Genomic DNA, 20071 nt, shown 5'->3' on the forward strand with positions numbered 1-20071 from the left:
CTCCGTATCGAGGGATGGCAGGGCAGAAAAAAGGGGGGTGTCTCAGGCGGCGCGGCGACGGCGCAGCTCGAACGCGTCGACCCAGTGGGGGTGGTCGTCGTTCAGACGGCGGGCGTAGAGAGCCGTGAAGTTGTTGTTCAGCCCGGCGACGCCGTACGGGAGTTGGCGTCGCAGGTCTTCGAGGAGATCCTTGAGGCTGACCCGTGTGGCTCCGGCGGCCAGGCGGCGGGCGGCCAGGCGTTCCAGGGCGCGGTATACGTGCGGGTTGCGGGCGTCGAAGGTGTGGAACTGCTCGGTGATGGTGCGGCCGGTCGCTCGGTGCGACCCGAAAGCGGCGATGGTCATAAAGGTTCTCCACGGGCCGAGGACAGCCGGGTCAGGTGCGCAGAGCTGGGTCGGTGCGCAGGCGGGCGAAGGCGCAGAACAGGCCGAGTGTTTGCAGGGCGGCGCAGGCGGTGATGACGTGGCCCAACGCGTCGGGCGGGGTGAGCGCGGTGAGCACACCGGCGACCGGGAAGGGCAGCAGAAGGATGAGGATGGTGGCCGACAGGGTGCTGCCGAACGTCTCCGGGGGGATCAGGCGGGAGCGCAGGGTGCGCAGGACGACCGCCAGGCCGCCATCGGCTGCCATCAGGACCGCGACCATGACCAGGTAGGACAGATAGTCGGGGGCCAGGGCAGCAGCGAGACAGGCGAGCGAAGCGATGAGGGAGCAGGCGGCTCCCACTGGCCACAGACCCAGGCGGTCCAACGCGAACCGGCAGATGGTGACGGCCACAAGGGTGGCCGCCGCTGCGGCGGACCACACCAGGCCGACTGCCGTGGTGGACTGCCCGAAGTGCTGGACGACGATCACGGGACCGGCTGCTTGGAGAAGGCCGATAGACAGGTTGGACAGGGTCAGCCCGGTCACCAACCAGCCGAGCGCCGGGAGCGCGCGGATGGTGAGCCACCCGGTGACGAGCCCGGCGCCGGGCCGCCCCTTCGGAGCGCGGGCCGGGGCAACGGGCGAGGGCGGTGTGCGCAGGGCGAGCAGCGCGGCGAGCAGCGAGAGCACGGTGACCACCGCGAGCATCGACGGCGGCCCGGCGAGCAGCAGCACGCCGGCGAGCGCCGGTCCGGCCAAGGTCGCGGTCTGGTCGATGCCGAGCAGGACGGCCTGGACACGGTGAGCCCGAGGCCCCGCTCGGCGGCCGGCGGCGGCACCTGCGGTCTCGACTGCGATGTAACTGAACTCGGTGAGCACACCGGTCGCCGCCGCCAGCACCATCACCGTCGCGGTCGCCACGGCACCGGACGGGTAGAGGTACAGCAGGACCGCGCCGGCGGCGAGAGCCACCGCCCGTCCCAGGGAAGCGAGGTGGAAGACCACTGAGGCGCCGCGCCGGTCGACGATCGATCCGGCCCACCCGAATGCGGCCAGGCGCGGGATCCACTCCAGGGCGAAGGCGGCCCCTGTCAGTACGGCGGAGCCAGTCGTGGCCAGAACCAGCAACGGGATGCCGTAAGTGGACATCGCGAACGCCAACGCGTCCGCCGTGCGCGGCAGGTAGATGCTGCTCATCAGCCCGGCAGTGTGGCGTGCGTGCCGGGGTGTGACCGCTGCGCTCACGCGGCCCGCTCGGGCTCGGCCCTGGCCACCTGGGAGTTCCCTGCCAGCCACTGGATCAGGAGCGTGCGGGCACAGGCCAGGTCCGCCTCAGCCTCCACGCTGATGGGGCGCACGTTGGGTAGGGGTGCGGGGCGGTCGGCGCTCTCGGGGGTGAGCGATGGTGCCAGCAGGCCGAGGGCATGCTGGACACGGCTGCTGAACTCGCAGGCGGCGGCGGGGAGCGAGTGACGTCGCGCCCACCGGGCTAGCGCGTCGAACAGGTCGGCCAGCTCCATTCCTGAGTCCGTGAGTTCCAGACTGGCGCCGGGCGCGACCCGGACGAGGCCGTGGGCGCGGGCCATGTCGGATGCACTGCGCAGTTGGTGTGTGGAAAGGTCGGGCAGGGTGCCGGCGAGCCGACGCGGCGGTATGGCGCCGTTGTCGTCGATCTCGGTGACCAGACGGATCAAGGAGCGCGAGGCCAGCAGTTCGACAGCGCGACGTGCTTCGGCAAGGGTGAAGGAAGCGTTCATCGGCGCGGTCCTCCCGCCGAGATGACTGCCGTCGGGCGGCCGGCGGCGGCGTGCGAGAAAAGGTCGCGGTGGTGCCACACCGGGGACGACCCCACCGCCCGAGCGGGTGGCAGCGCCGCGGGCGTCGGCCGTGACTGGCTGCTGACCCACGGCCTCGGCGCGCTCTTGGCCTGCAACTGGCCCCAGACGGGGTGGCGGACCGCCTGCTCAAGGGGCTGACCAGCGGACCAGGCGGACAGCGTGCCGAGCACGGGGCCCAGGGCATCGCCGGCGGCGGACAGCCGGTAGGGCCGGCCGTTTCCCTCAGTGTCGACCAGACCGTCGGCAACGAGCTGGCGCAACGGCGGATAGATGTTCGTCCAGTCGCTGCTGGGCATCACGATCCGGGCCAGAACCCGGCCGCTGACCTCCTTACGCGACTTGAGCACCCACAGAATGGCCGCGGCGTGGCGCCGGGTGAGCAGGGTGAGGCTGTCCTCGATCTGCTCGATCGCTGCCAGCGGGCGCTCCGCCTTCTCCAGATGCTCCTCGGCCCAGGTGACGATCATCGGCAGGATCGGCAGCAGGGCAGTGGCTCGCTCGGTGTGGCCGTAGGTCACGTGCCGTGCGGTGTGTTCGGTGCGCTCGACAAGTCCGGCGTCGCACAGCGCCTTGAGCTTGGGGTGGAGCTGGCCGTTCTGCAGCCAGGACACCTTGGCCGCCAGTTCGCTGTAGCGCAGCGGCGGGCCGGAGAGGGCCAGCAGGATCCTCACGTTCCAACGCGGGGTGATCATGGCGAGGGCCTCGGTGACCCGGGTGATGTCGGCGTCGGCATCGGGGGGCAGAGCGGTGATGGCCAAGGGAGGAACTCCTGGGTGAAAGGAAAGGGGGATCGCCTGGGGTCAGCGGCTGTGTGCCACGCTCTGGGCCGCAAGGGGCGCGGCCGGGGCAGGCGGTGAGGGAGTCGGCGAGGCAGGCGTCGGGGCCGGGGCGCGGGCCAGGCTCTGCAGGACGGCGGCGATCGACTTGGCCTGGATCTCGCGGATGGCGACGGCTTCGGCGAGTCGGCGGGTGCCGTCGAGGAGGTGGGAGACCTCGTGCGGGCCGATCTGCCGCTCGGGGTGGATGAGCCGGGTGAGGTGGTCGCGGTGGAAGTCGATGCTGCGCTCGGCCAGGGCGAGGGTGTCGTGCATACCGAGCAGGGCGGAGAGCATGCCGGGTGGCTGGTCCTGTGCGTGGGCTTTGAGGTCGGCGAGCGGTGCGTCGTACAGGTCCTCGATCTGTACGGCTATGTCAGTGGACGTGAGGTGGAGCAATCGGGGGCTTTCACGGTCGGCGGGCCTGAGCCGCCCCGGCACGCTGGGGTGCCGGGGCGGCAGACGGGGGCAGGGTGGCGGTGGCCCTGAGCTGAGCCGTTCGTACGGGCCGGGACTGCTGGGCGGGCGGGGGCATGGTGCGCAGCAGCTCGCCTAGGGCTGCGCGGTAGCCGTCGCGGGCCTCCAGTGCTGCTTCCAGCCACTGCGCGTCGAAGCGGAGCTTGTCCGCCGACAGTTCGTCCATGTCAAGGGCGGGATCCATGTCGGCGTGGACACGGTCGCGGATGCGGGTGACCTGCTCCTCGGTGAGCGCCAGGAACGAGCGCAGCTCCAGAGCGTGGGCGAGTGCGGGTGGAGCATCGTGGCCGGCAGCCGCCTCGTACAGCTCGGGTACCGGGTTCCCGAAGACCTTCTGCAGGTCGGCGTCCATGGTGCTGGCCTTGTCCCGGCTCATCGGGCGGACCGTGCTGGCCCCCACGCCGACGCCGGCGCGGGTGTCCCTGTCGGCCGGTTGGGGGCGCTGGTCTGCACCGCCGGGCCGCTTCGGGTCTGGAGACGGGCCAGGCGCTCTGCGGCGAGGCCCTTCTTGCCCGGAGCGTCCGGGTCGAGGAGCCAACGTACGACCATGGCCCGGCCGTCGCGGGCAGTGACGGCGGCGTTCACTCGGTGGGCGAGGCCCATCGTCGGATCGTCGACCTCGCTGGGCTGGGTCTGTAGGGCTGCGACGAGGTCGTCCTCCGCACGCTCCAGCACGGACTGGGCCTCGACGAGAAGGCCGTGCCACTTGACGACGTCGGTGGCGTCCGGGTTCGCAGTCGGAGCGGCGGCGACCGCAGCCTTCAACTGGTCCATGCCCATGTCGAAGCGGGCCTCGATCCGTTCGGTGAGCACGCCCACGACATCCGCAGACTCATCGGATATGCCGTCGGTCAAAGGGATCTCCTGTTCTGGATAGGCCGGTGCCTGGGGAATGTAAGAGGCGGCTGTACTCGGTGCCCGCGCCGCTTCGCGGGACGTGCTGGGTCCGGCCAGTCAGTCCAGGCACATGCGAACGTCGCGGTAGACGTACGTGCCGGAGACCCAGCCCTTGACCCCGGTCGTCTTGTCCGTGATGTAGAGCCAGTTGCCGCTCTTCTTGGCCACGCTGAACTTGTGGTTCTTGTAGAGCACGCCGAGCGCGGTGGACTTCGAGCTGGCCTTGGACCGGATGATCACGGCCTTGGCGTGCACCTCGTAAGGGAGCGGTGGCAGGTTGTGGCAGCTCACGGCAGGGGTGGCGGTTGCTGCGGTGGGTACGGTCGCGGCGCTGGCGGAGGTGACGGACAGCGCCGGCAGCGCGAGCGCGCCGAGCATCGCCGCGGATATGGCAATTCGGGTGGAGCGCATGCGGAAGAAACCTCCGTGAAGGCACAGGGAATGCGGGGAAGGGGCCGCGGGAGTTGTTCCGGCGGCTGTATAAGAGTCCGGAGAATCGCCGGTTTGGCTAACCGGCGATCGTCGGCTATGTTGCGCCGCCCGACTCCGGCTGAGCGCTCAACGTGAACGGCCTGGCGGGCGTGGGGCAGGGGCTTTCGCCACGCTGGCCGGGTGGCTGGCGGTGACTGCCGGGCGGACCGGCGGGAGAGGGGCGGCCTCGCCGGTGAGGCGGTCGTTGCACCACTGCAGGGCCTCATCGGCCGTGTCGAAGCCGCCCTCGCGCAGGGTGTGCGTCCACCTCTCGGTATCGACCTCCTCGACCACCACGCGGAACGGGCTGGGGGCTTGCGCGTCCAGGGCACGCAGAACCACGACGATGACCATGTCGTCCGGGTTGTCGCTGGTGTAGGAGTAGCCCATGGCGTAGTGGTCGCCGTCGCCGACGAGGCGTCGCTCCAGTGCTCGCGTGGCCTCGTCCGCTGGAGGCGGTCCCGATTCGGCGTCGAGGTCGATGGCGTCGTGCGGGCAGCCGCGGTGGATGAGCCAGGACTGCGCCATCGCGGGCAGCGGCAGCGGTGCCTGCTCGAAGCTGAACGTCCGCTTCTCGTAGTCCCGTTGCAGATGCACGGCGAGTATCTGGGGCATGCCGGGGTGTCCCCAGGTGGCGGTGCGGTCGAACAGTACGTAGTAGCTGTTCGGGCCGTCGTGGTGTTCGGCGAGGGGGACGAGCATGTCCTCGTGGACAGCGACCTTGCGGTAGAAGTCGAGGTACCTCTCCTCGTCGGGGTCGAGGTCGTCCAGTTCGAAGTCGACGTGGGGGATGGACTTCTCGACCGGCGCCGGTTCGGTGGGGGACAACAAGAGCCTTTCGGGATCGGTGGATTTCAGCGCCGCTTCGCGGGAGTGGACGGCGAGGCACCGGGGCGATCCGGGCTCTTCGGCACGTGCGTCGTTGGAGTCCGGCGTCGGTGAGGGAGACAGGCTGGCCGGCGTGTACCGGGTGGCTGGTGTCCCGGACGATCAGGCCGACGCGTTGCAGTTTCTGCATCTGGGGGTAGGGGATGCGGGTGCCGGAGGAGGCGGTCACGGATGCTCTGCCGGTCGGTCAGGAGGTGTTCGTGGAGCTTGGTACCGCCGACGATGGCGAGCAGTGCCGCCCGGTCATCGGTCGAAAGCGGTGGTCCGTCGGGCCTCGACGCTGAGGCGGCGGCCTCGATGGGCTCCAGGGCGACGAGCACCTTCTGGGTGGCGGCGTGGCGCGCGTCGGTGGCTACCTCCAGTTGGTCCACGGTGCGGTCGATGCGTACGAAGAGGGCGCCGTCGACAGGGAACTCGCCGTTCATGAGCCGGTTGAGCAGCTTGAAGTGGAAGGTGATGCCGATCTATGCGTTGGCCGGCGTGCGGTGCCGGTCAACCAGCTGGGCGTGTGGTTCGTCGAGGGCGTCGCGGTTGCGGTAGGCCCACAGGGCGTCGATGCCGTGGCCGGTGATGGTCGAGCTGCATGACCGCACGCCGGGCGGGTGTCGGCGCGGGTTGAGGGGGCGTGGGCGACGCTCCGTGCGTTCAGCGGGTGGGATGGTGCGCGGGGTTGAGTGCGGGACGGGGCAGACCCGGCAGCGCAGCAGGCGGCGGACCAGGCCGGGGTACGGGAGTGCGGGTGGTCAGCTGCGGGGAACGCGAGCGGGCCGCGTGCGTCCGAGCGCTCAGCGGCCGGCGGGTCATCCCCAGGCGGCGGCCGACTTCGTCGTAGATATCGTTGCCCGCACGCGGCCGAACCGCGATGACGTGGATTTCCTTGGGGTGGGCGGATTCCGCAGGCGCCGGACGGACGCCGTAAACGACGCGCCAGTCCTTGCGGCGGTCCACGAACAGCTTCCGGAATCCCTCCAGGTCGCCATCGAGGCGCTGTCCGAAGCGCTGCGCGTTCACCACTTCCTGCAGGTAGGCGAGGGTGAGGTCGCGGATATCGCTGGGGGCCTGGAGGAGATCGGTCAGCGCGCGAGGGTCGAAGCTCAGTCCGAAGGCAGGCTGTCCGGCTCTCGCAGTCATGACGTCGGCTCGTCCGGCTCGGTGGCTTCCTCTGTGGCCGCGGTCTCGGTGCGCACGGACGGCGGCGGGCCGGGCAGGAGACGGTGCGCGGGCCGGTCGGGAGAGGTCATGCAGGCCGACAGCGGTCCGCCCGGAGCACGAATCGCGGCGACGGCATGGGTGAGGAAGTCCCGGTGCCACACGAACAGCCCGGAGAGCCCGGCTTCGGGGTCTTTGTGCTGCTGGTAGGCGAGCCACAGGGCGTGGAGCCAGGCCACGACGTCGTCGTGTTCCTGCCACTGCAGGCACCAGGGCGCCGCGGTGGTGACCTCCGCCCCGTAGACCGGGAGGAAGAAGTCGTCGACCCAGTCCGAGAGGGCGTCGAGTTCGTCTTCCCGTTCCTCCCCGTCAAGTTCCAGGATCGGGCGGGGCTCCGGCGGAGCTGCGGCCGGAAGCCCGCCGAGTCCCGGCATGCCGAACGCGGCGAACGGTGACCCGCTCGGCGCCGGCGCGGATGCGAGGTGGTCGAGCTGCTGAGCCTGCTGCGCCGACTGCTCCATAAGCCGCCGCACGCTCGCCTCGATTCCCTCCAACTGCGGATCCGGAATGCGAACCGGCTCCAACTCCCCATCTTCAGAGGGCTTTGCGGTTTCGGACATTGAAAGTTCGGCCTCCTACGAGACACGGGATAAGAGAAGGGCGAAAGCGTCGTTGCACGGACCGGACAGCGAAATCGCACGTCCGCTCCGGCGTTGCTCCACCAGCGGCTATGCAGGTAGCCGGTGGCGTTGGCGGCAGGAGAGGACCCGGATCAGACGGCGAGAACCACGTCGTCCTGCGTGAGGGTTGCGCGGATCGTCTCGGCGAGCCGGTCGGCCGCGATCGACGCGTAGTGCTCGGTCTTCTCCACGCCGATGAAGTCCCGGCCTTCCAGCAGGGCGGCGACGCCCGTGGAGCCGGAGCCGGCGCAGAAGTCGAGGACCGTGCCGCCTTCGGGGCTGATCTTGACCAGCTCGCGCATCACCTCGACCGGCTTCTGCGTGATGTGCTGGCGCTTGGACCCCGAGGGCTGCGAAGCCGAGTACATACCCGGCAGGTAGACCGGGTTCCGGGAGCCGTCAATCGGCCCCTTGGACGCCCAGACGATGAATTCGCAGTTCTGGGTGAACCGGCCCTTCTGGGGCCTGGCCTGCGGCTTGTGCCAGGCCAGCACTCCGCGCCACAGCCATCCGGCGGCCTGAATGGCGTCCGTCGTCGTGGGGAGTTGGCGCCAGTCGGTGAACAGCAGCGCGGTCCCGCCGGTCTTCGTCAGCCGGTGGGCCTCAGTCATGATCTGCGTCAGCCAGAACGAGTAGGACCGCTGGTCCATGTTCTCGCCGGGGAAGTCGGCAAGGTCGTTCTTGGCATCGGCGGAGGTGTACTTCTGCTTCGCGGAGCGGGTGGTGCGCTCCTTCGCGGTCCGGCCACCGCTGTTGTACGGCGGGTCGGTGATGACGGAGTCGACGCAGCCGTCCGGGAGACCGGAGAGAACGGCCAGAGCGTCGCCCTGATGCAGGGAAAAAGGCAAAGAGGAACCCCTATTCGGGTGCGGAATCGCGGAGGGAGACCCCGCCTCGCACAGGAGTCCTCACGGGCCGGAAATGGGCATGCAGAAGCCCATGGCCACAGGCGGAGGAAGGCGAGGGGGGAGTCCAAGAACTGTAGAGCCGAATCCGCCGACGACCAAGAAGTGCCGTGCTGAGGTGCCGGTTTCCGGCACCTCACGCCGAACTTTTTGGTCAACCGCCGATCCGCGCCTACTGTTTTTGAACCGCCCGGCGCACACCGCCGCTGGCTACTCCCCTGCCACACCTCACGGAGGTACCCCCTGCCCCGGCACACCTAGCTCACGGCACGGCCACACACGGAGCAAGCGGCAACTCGCCCACACCGGCCCGTCTCCGATCGCCCACCCCGGCCGCCGCGTCCTTCCACCACGCCTCGCGCACGCGCCACGCCGGACACCACACCCTCAAGGAGCCGTTCATGACGTCTCGCTACCCACCCATGCCCGAAACCGCTGACCGGCGAGCGGTCCGCTCAGGTTGAAGGGGCTCGCCGCCGGTATCGGCGTTGTCTTCCTCTCCCCGCTCCTGATCGTCGGCATGGGCATGACGCTGGCCTCCTCCGCCGATGCCGTGCAGAGCAGCGGCTCCTTCAGCGACTGCCTGACCGATATCGACAGCGACAAGGTCGCCGAGCAGGTAACCAAGATCCTCGACGGCGCCTCCGACAAAGACGTGCACGTCGAGGGCTTGGACCTGCCCGCCGAGCAGGTCCCGAATGCCCAGACGATCGTGGCCGCCGGCCTCTCCCTCGACGTCTCTAAGAAGGGACAGATCATCGCGCTCGCCACGGCGATGCAGGAGAGCCGACTGCGCAACCTCAACTACGGCGACCGCGACTCCCTCGGACTCTTCCAGCAGCGTCCCTCCCAGGGTTGGGGCAGCGCCCAGCAGATCCGTGATCCGGTCTACGCCTCCGAGCAGTTCTACAAGCACTTGCTGAAGGTGGACGGCTGGCAGCAGATGACTGTCACCCAGGCTGCCCAAGCCGTGCAGAAGTCCGGTTTCCCGGACGCGTATGCGCAGTGGGAAAGCCTGGCCACCGCGCTGCAGTGCGCCATCGCCAAGACCTTCCCCGGCGCAGGCGATGACGCGGACGACAAGGACGCACACCAGGGCGAGAAGCCCTCGACCAGCACGACCGGCTGTGCGCCGGGCCAGGATGGGTCAGGCTTCGGCCGCATCCCCGAAGGGAGCGTCCCCAAGGGCTACTCGATCCCCAAGGACGCCGACCCGAAGGCCCGAAAGGCCATCGAGTGGGCGATGCACCAACTCGGCACGCTCTACCAGTGGGGCGGATCCTGCACGAACGCGCACGGTCCCGACCCTATGGGCCGCTGCGACTGCTCCAGCCTGATGCAGCAGGCGTACGCCCATGTCGGCATCACGCTCACCCGCACCACGTACACGCAGGTCAACGAAGGCAAGGCGGTCTCGCCCGCTCGCCTAAAGCCCGGCGACCTGATCTTCAGTCGCGGTACCGCCGCCCGGCCCGAGCACGTCGGCATGTACATGGGCGAGGGCCTCGTGATCGAGGCACCGCGCACCACCAAACCGGTCCGGATCACCCCGCTCAAGGACTGGGACATTCTCGCCGCCCGCCGCGTCCTCTGACCCCGGTCAGCCCGCAGGCCCGCGAGCCGCCGTCGCCAGGACCTCGCCAGTGGACTGCCCGATAGCCGGGCTCGGAGGCCAACTCCCTCCGCACTCGCCGTCTCGCCCGGCGAACCGCCCAGCGGGACGAGTCGAACGGCCCACTCTCCATCTCCCAACCCCCGGAGCGTCCACGTGACAATCTCCTCCCGCGTCCGGCGCGCCCTCACGGCCAGCTCGATCGGCCTCGCAGTTGCCGCCGGTGGCCTGGCCAGCGCCTCCATAGCCCAGGCGTACGACACCAGCTACACGACGATCTCGTGCAAGGCGGTCAAGGTCCACAAGGATCCTTCCAAGAAGTCCGCCGTCGTGGGCATCGCCTACCGGCACGACAAGGGCGCCTACAACCAGTTCGCGTACAAGGGCGCAGAGAAGACCTGGGACACCCGTGGCGCGGTGACCCGGAAGTCCGACGGTAAGAAGATCCGCGGATACATGATCTACGACTGCGCCAACCCGTACGAGTCGAACCCGGCACCGAAGCCGCCGATTCCGAAGTAGCGCGCCCTGACAGCCCTCCCTGGCCCCAAGCAGAAAAGGCGGCTTCGAAGCCGCGCCCCGGCCCGAGGACTGGACTCTCCCCGCCTCTGCCCGACGCAGGTCCGGGCAAGCCGCCGCCGCGGCGACTTTCGCGCCCTGAGCGCACGTCCCCCTCCGCTTCACTTTTCCCGCCGGCCCTCACCTGGCCCGCGTATGCAAGGAGCCCGCCACACCTATGTCCGTCCCTCTTGCAGACCGCGTCATACAGCTCGCCTACGACCCAGGAATCTCGCCCCAGGGCGGCGGGTTGCCCGGCCTCGCCGTGCTGAAGAACGTGGTCAACAGCATCAACATGTTCGGGATCATCGCCGTCGTCGGCGCCCTCGCCGTCTCGCTCGGCGTATGGGCCTGGGGCCACCACACCGGTGGACACCAAGCCGAGGCCAACGGGAAAAAGGGCGCCGTCGTCGCCGCCGGCGCCGCCCTCGGTCTGGGTGCCGCGAACGGCATCGTGGCCTTCTTCTCCGACCTGGGATCACAGGTCCACTGATGCGGAAACGCTTCCCCTCCTCTTCGCTGTCCTCGTACGGCGCGGGCTGGTCTACCAACCGGCGCATCGCGATCGTCGCTGCCGCCGTCGCCGGCCTGCTCGCCCTCGCCGGGATCGTCGCCCTGCTGACCGGCGGCGGCAACGACCACCAAGCCCCGGACAGTGCCGCGCCCGCCCCGACTGGCAGCCCGCCCTCCTCCGAGGCCGCCCCCAAGCCTTCCTCCGGATCCGGATCGGTGCCCAAGCCTCCGCAGATCTCCGAACCGGTCGCATACGCCAAGGCGGCAGCCCAGATGCTCTGGTCCTATGACACCCGCTACACCAGCCGCGACCAGCAACTCGCCGGCATGCGCGCCTGGATGACCACCGAGACCAAGTACGCCGACTGGGCCTCGGTCTCTGGCCAGGTCCCCGACCCGGTGCTGTGGTCGCGCATGGCCGACCAGAACCAGCACGCCACCGCTCACGTCACCGAGGGCCACTACCCCGGCGCGTTCAAGCAGGCGCTGGCCGACGACCCGTCCGCGATCACCGAGGCATACATCTACGTCGTCACCATCAACGGCACGCAGCAGATCACCTGGAAGAACGGCGGCGCAGGGGCCGAGGAACGCGCAGTGACCCTCGCCGTCCAGTGCCGCCCCAGCCACGACTGCTCCCTGGCCGCCATCGCTCCGAGCGTCACCCAGTGACCCGCGCCTGACACGAGAAAGGAGGAGACTCCCCCGTGGGTTTCTGCGATCTGCCTTTGGCAGACAAGTTGTGCGCCGTCGGCGACGCGGTGGATTTCGCCTCGGACCCTGGCAAGGCCATCGGTGACTGGATGGCGAAGTCGGCAGGTGAGCTGGCAGCCGCATCGGCTGACCTGGCCGCCGAGGCGGTCGACACCACCACCAGGGTCGACTTGAACGCCGGGTGGTTCCGCGACAACTACGAGATGCTTCTGCCGCTGGGCCTGGTGCTGCTGGTCGCCACCTTCTGTGCGCAACTGGTACGGGCAGCCGTCAGACGGGACGGACAAGCCCTCACTCAAGCCTTTACCGGCACCATGAGCGGCGTCTTGTTCGCCTTCTGCGCCATCTCCCTGACCACGGTCGCCATCGAAGTGGTCGACGCGGTCTCCGACGGCCTGCTCCAGGCCGCGAAGCTGGACATCGCCTCGGCCGTACGTCGCATCGTGAAGGTCAACCAGATCCCCGGTCTGGCCGGCCTCGGCTGGCTCGTCGCGGTCGTTGCCGGTCTGGGCGCCGCCGTCGGCGCCGTCCTGTACTGGTGCGTGATGATGGTCCGCAAGGTCGGCATCCTCGTCATGGTCACCCTCGCCGTCTTCGCCTCCGCCGGCGGCGGCTGGGAGGTCGCCCGACGTTGGCGCAAGGGCTGGATCGAAGCCACCGCCACCCTCGTTGTCAGCAAGCTCCTGATGACCGTCATTTTCGTCCTCGGCATCGCCGCCATGGGCAAGACCGAAGCCAAGGACGGCGTCGCCGCGCTCGCCGACGTCATGTCCGGCATCGTGATCATGGGCCTGGTGCTGTTGTGTCCGTACGCCGTCTTCAAGTTCGTGCACTGGGCAGCCGACGGCACCGACGGCGAGTCCATCCACCGGGCTGGCGGCGCCGGAGCGCAGATCGCGAAGGCTCACGCCGAGAAGGCCGCCCGCAAGGCCGCCGCAGCCGCGGCCACCGCCGGAACCGGTGGTGCCGCAGCCGGAGCGGGTGGCGCTGCCGCCGGAGCGGATGCTGCACCGCAAGGCCCCGACGGCGGCGGATTCCCCGGCGACATCGCCGCCAACCCGACCGGCGGAGGCACCGAAGGCAAGGACGGTTCGCAGGGCAGCGGAACGGGCGGTCCACCCGGCGGCGATGCTGCCAAGTCCGGCCTGGAGAAGGCCGTCCAGCCCGCGCCGACCAGCGTGTCCGACAACACCAGCGGCCAGGTGGGAGGCAGCCCAGGACCAGGTGGATCCGGCGCGCACGCCGCGTCCGGCCAGGGCGGCGGGTGGCAGACCACTCCGCCGACGACGACACCGCCTCCGCAGGGCGCACCCCCATCCTCCGATTCACAGAACGCCGCGTCGAGCAGGTCGGCTCCGCCGCCGCCTCCGACCGGCCTCTGACTCCTGCCCGACTCCCGGGGGCGGGACGTGCACACCACCTCCCGCCCCCGGACTCTCCGCGCCACCAGGACCCGCCCCATGTCTGACCTCTCCGTCGCCCCGGTTACGGTGAAGTTCCCGCACCGCAGTCGCCGCGGCATCCTCCTCGGTCTTTCCCTACCCCAGCTCGTCCTCGTCTCCTGCACGCTGGCCCTGCTGCTGATGACGGTAATCTCCACCGGATTGCTCGGCGCCCTCGCCCTGGCACCGCTGTGGGCGGCATCCGGCGCGCTCGTCGCCATCCGTCGGCACGGGCGTTCCCTCATCGACTGGGCACCGATCGTCACCCGGTACGCGCACCGTCGCCGCACCGGCCAGACTCTCTGGCTCGCCCGGCCCGTTACCCGGCCCCGGCAGGACGGCGTCCTCCACCTTCCCGGCACCGTCGCCTCCCTGAAGGTGGTCACCCCCGGTGATTCCGCCAACGGAGCCGCAGCCGTCCACGACCCGCACCAGCAGACCCTGACCGCCATCGCCCGCGTCACCAGCCGTGCCTTCGCCCTCCTCGACCCCGCCACCCAGAACCACAACGTGAGCAGCTGGGGGCGCGCGCTGGCAGGTATCGCCCGCACCGGACACATCGCCACCGTTCAGGTACTGGAACGCACTGTCCCCGACAGTGGTGACACCCTCACCCGCCACTGGACCCAGAACGGGCAACCCCAGACTCCCATCGCCGGACAGATCTACTCCGAACTGGTCGCCTCGGCCGGTCCCGCCGCTGCCCCGCATGAGACCTACCTCGCCATCTCCCTCGACCTCAAGGCCGCCCGGCGCCTGATCAACCAAGCCGGCGGAGGGCTGCCCGGGGCGTTCACCGTCATGCAGCAGACCACCACGTCCATCGCCCAGGCCGCCCGCAGCGCCGGCCTGATGGTCACCGGATGGCTGAGCGCGCGGGAAATCGCCGCCGTCATCCGCACCGCCTACGACCCGAAGGCGCTCGCCGCGCTCCAGCAGTGGTCCGAGGCCGGCCGCGCCGAAGCCGACCCCGCAGCCGCCGGCCCCGTCGTCCAGTTCGAGGAGTACGACCGCCTCGCCACCGACAGCGCGCGGCATGTGACGTACTGGGTGGAGAACTGGCCGCGCACCGAGATGGGGGCAGGGTTCCTGCACGGGCTGATGTTCACGGCCGGCGTGCGCCGCAGCCTCTCCCTCATCTACGTACCCCAAGGGCTCGAGTCCGCACTGCGGGACGTCCAGCGCAAGAAGGCCGCGATCATCGCCGACGCCAACGAGCGTGCCCGCCGCGGGCAGGTCGACTCCGAAGAGGATTCCGTCGAGTACGCCGACGTCAAGACCCGCGAACGCCAGCTCATCGCCGGGCACGCGGACGTGGCACTGACCGGCCTGGTCACCGTCACCGCCGAGACCGACGCCCTCCTGGACGCCGCCTGCGCACAGATCGAGACCCACGCCGTCACCTCCGGAGTCGATCTCCGCAGGCTCAACTACCAGCAGCCGGACGCCTTCACCCTCTCCGCGCTCCCGCTCGCCCGCACCGCCCTGTGAACCAGCGCCCGTGCACGCCCTGACCCACTGCAATCCGGATCACCCACGACGGGGCGCCCCTCACCACCCTGCCTACCGGCAGGAAGGACCACCACCTTGACCTCCTCCACGCACCCCGACGACGCGCACCCCTACCTCCGCGCCGCGAGCGCCGGCATCCGCCACCACGCCCGAGCCCTGGCGCCGTCGGACGCAGACCCGCCTAGACCCGTGGACCGTCTGCACCTCGACGTACTGCACGCCCACCTCACCGCTCTGCTCCAGCTTCTGGACCGGCTCGCCGACCACACCCGACCCCCGCACCCAGCCGCCGGACGTCACCTGGCCACCGCCCACACCAGGCTCTGGCAGGCCACCACCGAAGTCCACGCCGCCTTCCACCTGCTGCCCGGCACGACCGAGGCCACTGCCAGGACCAGCGCCTGTCATCCGGAACGGCTTCCCGAGGGCCCTCCCGTGCTGACGATCTGCCAGCGCCACCTCGCCGCCGGACACGTCGTCCGCCGCAAGACCACCCCCACCGACCTCCGCCCGCACACCACGACCTGCGTGCGATGAGCACCACCTGCAGAATCGAGGGCCCCCGATGAGCCACCGGCCCGCCCGTCGCGCCCGCCGCGCGTCCGCCAGCCCGCTGTTCACCCCCCACGGCACCGACCGCGCCAGCCGCAAGGCCGCCCGCCGCCAGCTCGCCGAGGCCGCCGCCAAAGCCCGCGCGGAAGCCAGTGCCCACCAGAGCGAAAGCACCCGCTCCGAGCAGCAGATGCCCGCCTCGCTCTACCCACCGAGCGGGCGCCCTGGGCCCGCCTCCGCCCGCGGAAACCGGCTGAAACTTCCCGCCCACCGCATGACCACCGCCGTCGCGGCCGGCGCCTATCCCTTCCTCGCCGAAGGCGGACTCGGCGCCGAGGGCATCTACATCGGCCGCGACGTCCACGCCGAGGCGTCATTCGTTTTCGACCCGTTCGCGCTGTACGGCAAGGTCGAGGGGTTCACCAACCCGAACCTGCTCCTCGCCGGCGTGATCGGCCAGGGCAAGAGCGCGCTGGCCAAGTCCTTCGCGCTGCGGTCAGTCGCCTTCGGATACCGCGTCTACATACCGTGCGACCCGAAGGGCGAGTGGACTCCGGTGGCCGAAGCCCTCGGCGGCCGGTCCGTCGCCCTCGGGCCCGGACTGCCCGGACGCCTGAACCCCCTGGACGCAGCCCCGCGCCCACAGAGCGTGGCTGAGGCCGACTGGGCCGGCGAAATCCGCAAGCGGCGCCTGCTCCTGCTCGGCTCCCTGGCCCGGACCGTCCTGGGACGGAACCTGATGCCCATGGAGCACACCGCCCTGGACGTCGCCCTCGACACCATCGTCACCCGCGCCGCCGACACACACCGCACCCCGCTCCTCGGCGACATCGCCGCCACCCTCAACACCCCTCACGCCCTCGACGAGGCCGCCGGGATGATGTCGGGCCAGCTCGGTGACGCCGCCCGCGACCTGGCCCACGCCATGCGGCGCCTGGTCCACGGCGACCTGGCCGGCATGTTCGACGCCCCCTCGACCGTGAGCTTCGACCCGAGCGCGCCGATGCTCACCATCGACCTGTCCCGTCTCGGCGGCTCCGGGGACGACACCGCCCTCGTTCTCGCGATGACCTGCGCCTCCGCCTGGATGGAATCCGCTCTCTCCGACCCGTCCGGCGGCCGGCGCTGGATCGTATACGACGAGGCATGGCGTCTGATGCGGCACGTCGGCCTGCTTCAGCGGATGCAGTCCCAGTGGAAGCTCTCCCGCGGCCTGGGCATCGCGAATCTGATGGTGATCCACCGGCTGTCCGACCTGCTCACCGCCGGCGACGCCGGATCACAGGGCCGTGCCCTGGCCGAGGGCCTCCTGGCGGACTGCTCCACCCGGATCATCTACCGCCAGGAGACCGACCAGCTCCACGCCGCGGCCTCCCTGCTCGGCCTGACCTCCGTGGAGATGGACGCCATCGCCCACCTCAACCGCGGCCGGGGCCTGTGGAAGGTCGCCGGACGATCCTTCATCGTGCAGCACCTCCTGCACAGCCACGAACTGGCGCTCTTCGATACCGACGCCCGCATGCACTGAGTACGACCCCGAGTTCGCGCCGCCCGGCCGGGCCGTGACCCGAGAGGTCATCGAGCATGCAGCCACGGCACTGGCCGAGATGGCTTCGGTGTGGGAGGAGCGTGACCTTCCGTGCACTTCACCTCCGACCCCGTTCTCCGGAAGATCGCACTGGAGGCCGCCGAGCAGGTCACCACCGACATCGGCCGTATCCACCAAGACGAGCTTCTCGAAGCGCTCTGCGAGCGGCTTGCTCCGCATAAGGAACTGCTCGGCCTGGTTATCAAGAAGGCCGGACAGGCCCTGATGCGAGACCTCGGGGAACGCCACAGTCCACGCCGTCACCGCACCACCGATGGGCTGTACCACCCCAAGAGCATCATGAAGCTCGGCAACGGCATCTGGGTGTGGATGAAAGACAGCACTCCCACCGACATGACCGAGTGGAGCCGCATCTCCTCGCGAAACTTCGTCCGAACCGCCACGGCAGAAGCGCACGAGCAGGAGTACGTCAACAGTCGAAGCGACGCCTACCGGGAGAACCTCCACTGTAAGCGGCTCTCCACGCTCGAAAAGTCCGTCTTCGGCTACCGACAGAGCTCCTTCGAGGACCTCGGCCTCGACTCCGACACTGCGTGAATCGGCCTGGCCTTCCGCACACGGGCCCACCCGGCCTTGCCGCCCCGTGGCAATCACCTTCAACTCTCAGGACCACTAACCCTGATGAATACCTCCGCCACCCAGCCTTCCGCTGCACCCGGTTCCCAGATGGTGCGCCAAGCCCTCGGTAAGGCACCGTCAGAACTCAGGTTCCTCCACGAGGGCACCGAGCTGGTGCTGGCTGTCCTCGTAGGCAGAGCCGCACGTCACCTGGACGACGTGCACCGACAATTCACCGATGCCGCCGAGCGAGCAGCCACCACTCTGACGCGCGCCGTCGCCGACACGACATCGATCAACTCCCTGGGCGTCCTGCAGCACTCCGCCACTCAGATCGACATCCTCGCCGCACGTCGAGCTGATGCAGTCGACCGCCTCGGGGAAGCCATCAACGCCTACCGCCAGGTAACGGCGGACAAGCCCACCGCCACCCCCCACCCACATGCCACGCCCGTACCGTCCACAGCTGCTCGCCTCACTCGCCGGTGACCGGACGCCCACAGCCCGTCACTGCCGCATCAAGGGGCGCCATCTGCCCTTCACCACGACGGCAACAGCCAGCTGCACGAGGAAGCCGAGCACATGGGACACAACTGACGACGTGCCGCTGGCCAAGGAGCCGACCGAGCAGTAGAACCTGATGCCGACCGCACCGACCCCGGTCAGCTTGGCGCGACCACGGACGTGTCCCTGTGCCACGGCTTCGCGGGCCTGGCACCCATCACGCAACTCGCTGCCGCCGACGCCATCATCCCCGCACCCGCCCGAAGGACTTCCGCATCACCCCACGCGACCCAGACTTCGACCTCTACGACAACGTTGGCCGCGACGCCGACCAAATCCACGCCGCCCGTTACAACCTCACCACCCGCAGCGACCTGAAACGGTGGGCACGGCGCGACGCAGAGCCTTTCCGCAAGGCGCATCCGCTGCCCGACCAGCCCTGGCCCGCCCCCGACCTCACCCCGTACCTGGATGCCCTCGCCGCGGCCCAGACGCCGGCGGAAATCGAAGCGGTCACCGACCACGTCCTGGATGCCGCCGAGCCCGCGCTACGCGCCGTGAGTGACTACCTCGTCGCCGCCGCCCGGTGGCGGCGCGAGAACCGCGATGCTGCCAAGGGTTCCCCCTCGAGCCTGCTGATGACAGCGGCTAGCTGTGCTGTTCGGGCAGGTTGGTGACGCGGCTGGCTGGTGTTTGGCCGTCGATGCCGGTGTGGGGTCGGTGGTAGTTGTACCAGTCCAGCCAGTCGGGAAACGCGGCCTGGCGTTCGCGGTCTGAGGTGTAGGGCCGGTGGTAGGCCCATTCGTCGAGCAGGGTGCGGTGGAAGCGTTCGACCTTGCCGTTCGTCTGCGGGCGCCAGGGCCGGGTCCAGCGAGGGCTGATGCCCAGTTGGTGGCAGGTGTCGCGCCAGGTGTTCTTGGTGTAGGCCCAGGCGTTGTCGGTCAGTACCCGCTCGACGGTCACGCCGCGGGCGGCGAACCAGGCGACCGCTCGTCGCAGGAAGGCCGCGCAGGTGTCGGCCTTCTCGTCGGGCAGGTCCTCGGTGTAGGCCAGGCGGGAGTGGTCGTCCAACGCGGTGTGCAGGTAGGCGTATCCGGTCCCGTTGCGGCGGTCCTGGTTGGCCCGGCCGGCTGCGCGGCCGAGGACTTTGTGGCCGCCGCCGTCGGGGATGCGGCCGAGCTTCTTGACGTCGATGTGGACCAGCTCGCCGGGCCGGGCACGCTCGTAGCGGCGTACGGGTTCGCCGGTGGCCCGGTCGGTGGCGGCCAGGGCGGGCAGGCCGTGCCGGACGAGGATGCGGTGGGCGGTGGAGGCGGCGATGCCGCATCGGGCGGCCAGCCGCACCGGTCCGATCCGGTGTTCGCGCCGCAGCCGCACCACCTGCTGTTCGACTGGGGCGGGCGTTCGGCGCGGGCTGTGGTGGGGGCGGCTGGAGCGGTCCTGCATCCCGGCGGCTCCCAACTGCCGGTAGCGCTCTGCCCAGCGGGCGGCGGTGGTGTGGCTGACCTGGAAGCGTTCCGCGGCCCGCCGCAGCGGCCAGCCGTCCTCGACGACACACCGGGCCAGACGCAGCCTGCCGGTCGGGGTCAGCGGGGCATTACGGTGGGACACGAGGGCCTCCTGGGCATCGGTGCAGACTTCGCAATCCACACCGAAACCAGAAGGCCCTCACCCGTTCAAGCACCGCTCAAGGCGTGTCGCCCGTCACCAACGTCCCGGGACAGCACAGCTAGCCGGGCGCTGTCGGTCCTGGCGATCGTCGACGAAGCCGGCCTGATCAGGCTGCGTGCTGCCTACGACCCGGCCCCCACCCCCACCGCGCCGGCAAGTGCTGAGCCTGCGGCTGCCATGGGGCTGCCGCCCGCTCCTCCGGCCCCCGGCAATGCGCCCCGTCGATAGCCCTTCAACGGGCAGCCCCGTACCGCTCGCCGCACGCGAACCCGATTCCGGACGGCTTTCATCGTTCACCCCTACTCGTCCACACACGGAGTCCTCTTGGAACGCCCCCCT

The 20071-nt window shown here is 69.9% G+C and carries 25 protein-coding genes; 12 read left to right on the top strand and 13 right to left on the bottom strand.

Going from position 1 to position 20071, the window contains the following annotated elements:
• Window positions 1-42: 42 nt before the first annotated feature.
• From HUV60_RS04525 to HUV60_RS04565, 9 genes are all read right to left on the bottom strand, one after another.
• On the bottom strand, window positions 43-345 hold the full coding sequence (locus HUV60_RS04525; protein ID WP_257852144.1) for a hypothetical protein: 303 nt from the start codon (window positions 343-345) through the stop codon (window positions 43-45).
• A 31-nt stretch (window positions 346-376) separates the two neighbouring features.
• Entirely contained in the window at window positions 377-1612 is a 1236-nt protein-coding gene (locus HUV60_RS04530; protein ID WP_257852143.1) for an MFS transporter, read from the bottom strand.
• The gene (locus HUV60_RS04535) at window positions 1609-2124 is read right to left on the bottom strand and encodes a regulator (RefSeq protein ID WP_257852141.1); all 516 of its coding nucleotides are present in this window, start codon (window positions 2122-2124) and stop codon (window positions 1609-1611) included. The genes HUV60_RS04530 and HUV60_RS04535 overlap by 4 nt, the downstream gene beginning before the upstream one ends.
• Entirely contained in the window at window positions 2121-2963 is an 843-nt protein-coding gene (locus HUV60_RS04540) for a winged helix-turn-helix transcriptional regulator (RefSeq protein ID WP_257852139.1), read from the bottom strand. Before HUV60_RS04540 ends, HUV60_RS04535 begins: the two co-directional genes overlap by 4 nt.
• A 42-nt stretch (window positions 2964-3005) precedes the next feature.
• Entirely contained in the window at window positions 3006-3419 is a 414-nt protein-coding gene (locus tag HUV60_RS04545; protein ID WP_257852138.1) for a hypothetical protein, read from the bottom strand.
• A gap of 10 nt (window positions 3420-3429) precedes the next feature.
• Window positions 3430-3873: a hypothetical protein gene (locus HUV60_RS04550; protein WP_257852137.1), complete on the bottom strand. Its 444-nt coding sequence runs from the start codon at window positions 3871-3873 to the stop codon at window positions 3430-3432.
• Window positions 3870-4352, bottom strand: coding sequence for a hypothetical protein (locus HUV60_RS04555; protein WP_257852136.1), 483 nt, complete (start codon window positions 4350-4352; stop codon window positions 3870-3872). The genes HUV60_RS04550 and HUV60_RS04555 overlap by 4 nt, the downstream gene beginning before the upstream one ends.
• 99 nt (window positions 4353-4451) lie before the next feature.
• Window positions 4452-4772 carry an SH3 domain-containing protein gene (locus tag HUV60_RS04560; RefSeq protein WP_443047498.1) on the bottom strand — a complete coding sequence of 107 codons (321 nt, stop codon included), beginning with the start codon at window positions 4770-4772 and terminating at the stop codon, window positions 4452-4454.
• Window positions 4773-4952: 180 nt separating this feature from the next.
• The gene (locus HUV60_RS04565; protein ID WP_257852133.1) at window positions 4953-5696 is read right to left on the bottom strand and encodes a hypothetical protein; all 744 of its coding nucleotides are present in this window, start codon (window positions 5694-5696) and stop codon (window positions 4953-4955) included.
• A 392-nt stretch (window positions 5697-6088) separates the two neighbouring features.
• Here HUV60_RS04565 and HUV60_RS04570 point away from each other — a divergent pair, with 392 nt between their 5' ends.
• Window positions 6089-6340, top strand: coding sequence for a hypothetical protein (locus HUV60_RS04570; RefSeq protein WP_257852131.1), 252 nt, complete (start codon window positions 6089-6091; stop codon window positions 6338-6340).
• Between the two features lie 58 nt (window positions 6341-6398).
• On the opposite strand, the gene HUV60_RS04575 is transcribed toward HUV60_RS04570, so the two are convergent.
• The 3 genes from HUV60_RS04575 to HUV60_RS04585 all read right to left on the bottom strand — a co-directional run bounded on the left by HUV60_RS04575 (window position 6399) and on the right by HUV60_RS04585 (window position 8430).
• Window positions 6399-6884: a hypothetical protein gene (locus HUV60_RS04575; protein ID WP_189906570.1), complete on the bottom strand. Its 486-nt coding sequence runs from the start codon at window positions 6882-6884 to the stop codon at window positions 6399-6401.
• A complete protein-coding gene (locus HUV60_RS04580; protein WP_189906590.1) occupies window positions 6881-7423 on the bottom strand; it encodes a DUF4913 domain-containing protein in 543 nt (180 codons plus the stop codon). Before HUV60_RS04580 ends, HUV60_RS04575 begins: the two co-directional genes overlap by 4 nt.
• Before the next feature lie 251 nt (window positions 7424-7674).
• Window positions 7675-8430, bottom strand: a complete 756-nt coding sequence (locus tag HUV60_RS04585; RefSeq protein ID WP_257852129.1) for a DNA-methyltransferase — start codon at window positions 8428-8430, stop codon at window positions 7675-7677.
• A gap of 517 nt (window positions 8431-8947) precedes the next feature.
• On the opposite strand from HUV60_RS04585, the gene HUV60_RS04590 reads away from it, so the two are divergent.
• The 11 genes from HUV60_RS04590 (at window position 8948) to HUV60_RS04640 (ending at window position 18738) form a co-directional block, all read left to right on the top strand.
• Window positions 8948-10081 (top strand): C40 family peptidase, encoded by a 1134-nt coding sequence (locus HUV60_RS04590; protein WP_257852127.1) that lies wholly within the window; start codon window positions 8948-8950, stop codon window positions 10079-10081.
• A gap of 174 nt (window positions 10082-10255) precedes the next feature.
• Complete coding sequence (locus HUV60_RS04595) at window positions 10256-10621, top strand: hypothetical protein (RefSeq protein WP_257852125.1); 366 nt, start codon at window positions 10256-10258, stop codon at window positions 10619-10621.
• A 214-nt stretch (window positions 10622-10835) separates the two neighbouring features.
• The gene (locus tag HUV60_RS04600; RefSeq protein WP_215206491.1) at window positions 10836-11150 is read left to right on the top strand and encodes a DUF6112 family protein; all 315 of its coding nucleotides are present in this window, start codon (window positions 10836-10838) and stop codon (window positions 11148-11150) included.
• Complete coding sequence (locus tag HUV60_RS04605) at window positions 11150-11842, top strand: hypothetical protein (RefSeq protein ID WP_257852123.1); 693 nt, start codon at window positions 11150-11152, stop codon at window positions 11840-11842. Before HUV60_RS04600 ends, HUV60_RS04605 begins: the two co-directional genes overlap by 1 nt.
• A 35-nt stretch (window positions 11843-11877) precedes the next feature.
• Window positions 11878-13266, top strand: a complete 1389-nt coding sequence (locus tag HUV60_RS04610) for an SCO6881 family protein (RefSeq protein ID WP_257852122.1) — start codon at window positions 11878-11880, stop codon at window positions 13264-13266.
• A gap of 78 nt (window positions 13267-13344) precedes the next feature.
• A complete protein-coding gene (locus tag HUV60_RS04615; RefSeq protein ID WP_257852121.1) occupies window positions 13345-14817 on the top strand; it encodes an SCO6880 family protein in 1473 nt (490 codons plus the stop codon).
• Between the two features lie 96 nt (window positions 14818-14913).
• A complete protein-coding gene (locus HUV60_RS04620; RefSeq protein ID WP_257852119.1) occupies window positions 14914-15375 on the top strand; it encodes a DUF6238 family protein in 462 nt (153 codons plus the stop codon).
• Between the two features lie 28 nt (window positions 15376-15403).
• A complete protein-coding gene (locus HUV60_RS04625) occupies window positions 15404-16918 on the top strand; it encodes a VirB4 family type IV secretion system protein (protein ID WP_257852117.1) in 1515 nt (504 codons plus the stop codon).
• Between the two features lie 111 nt (window positions 16919-17029).
• Window positions 17030-17536, top strand: a complete 507-nt coding sequence (locus HUV60_RS04630; RefSeq protein ID WP_257852116.1) for a hypothetical protein — start codon at window positions 17030-17032, stop codon at window positions 17534-17536.
• An 84-nt stretch (window positions 17537-17620) separates the two neighbouring features.
• Window positions 17621-18046: a hypothetical protein gene (locus HUV60_RS04635; RefSeq protein ID WP_257852114.1), complete on the top strand. Its 426-nt coding sequence runs from the start codon at window positions 17621-17623 to the stop codon at window positions 18044-18046.
• A gap of 203 nt (window positions 18047-18249) precedes the next feature.
• The gene (locus tag HUV60_RS04640) at window positions 18250-18738 is read left to right on the top strand and encodes a hypothetical protein (RefSeq protein WP_257852113.1); all 489 of its coding nucleotides are present in this window, start codon (window positions 18250-18252) and stop codon (window positions 18736-18738) included.
• On the opposite strand, the gene HUV60_RS04645 is transcribed toward HUV60_RS04640, so the two are convergent.
• Window positions 18710-19672, bottom strand: a complete 963-nt coding sequence (locus tag HUV60_RS04645) for an IS481 family transposase (RefSeq protein WP_257852112.1) — start codon at window positions 19670-19672, stop codon at window positions 18710-18712. The genes HUV60_RS04640 and HUV60_RS04645 overlap by 29 nt on opposite strands.
• Window positions 19673-20071: the final 399 nt, after the last annotated feature.

The sequence above is a fragment of the Streptomyces sp. KMM 9044 genome, assembly GCF_024701375.2.
Classification (GTDB): Bacteria; Actinomycetota; Actinomycetes; order Streptomycetales; family Streptomycetaceae; genus Streptomyces.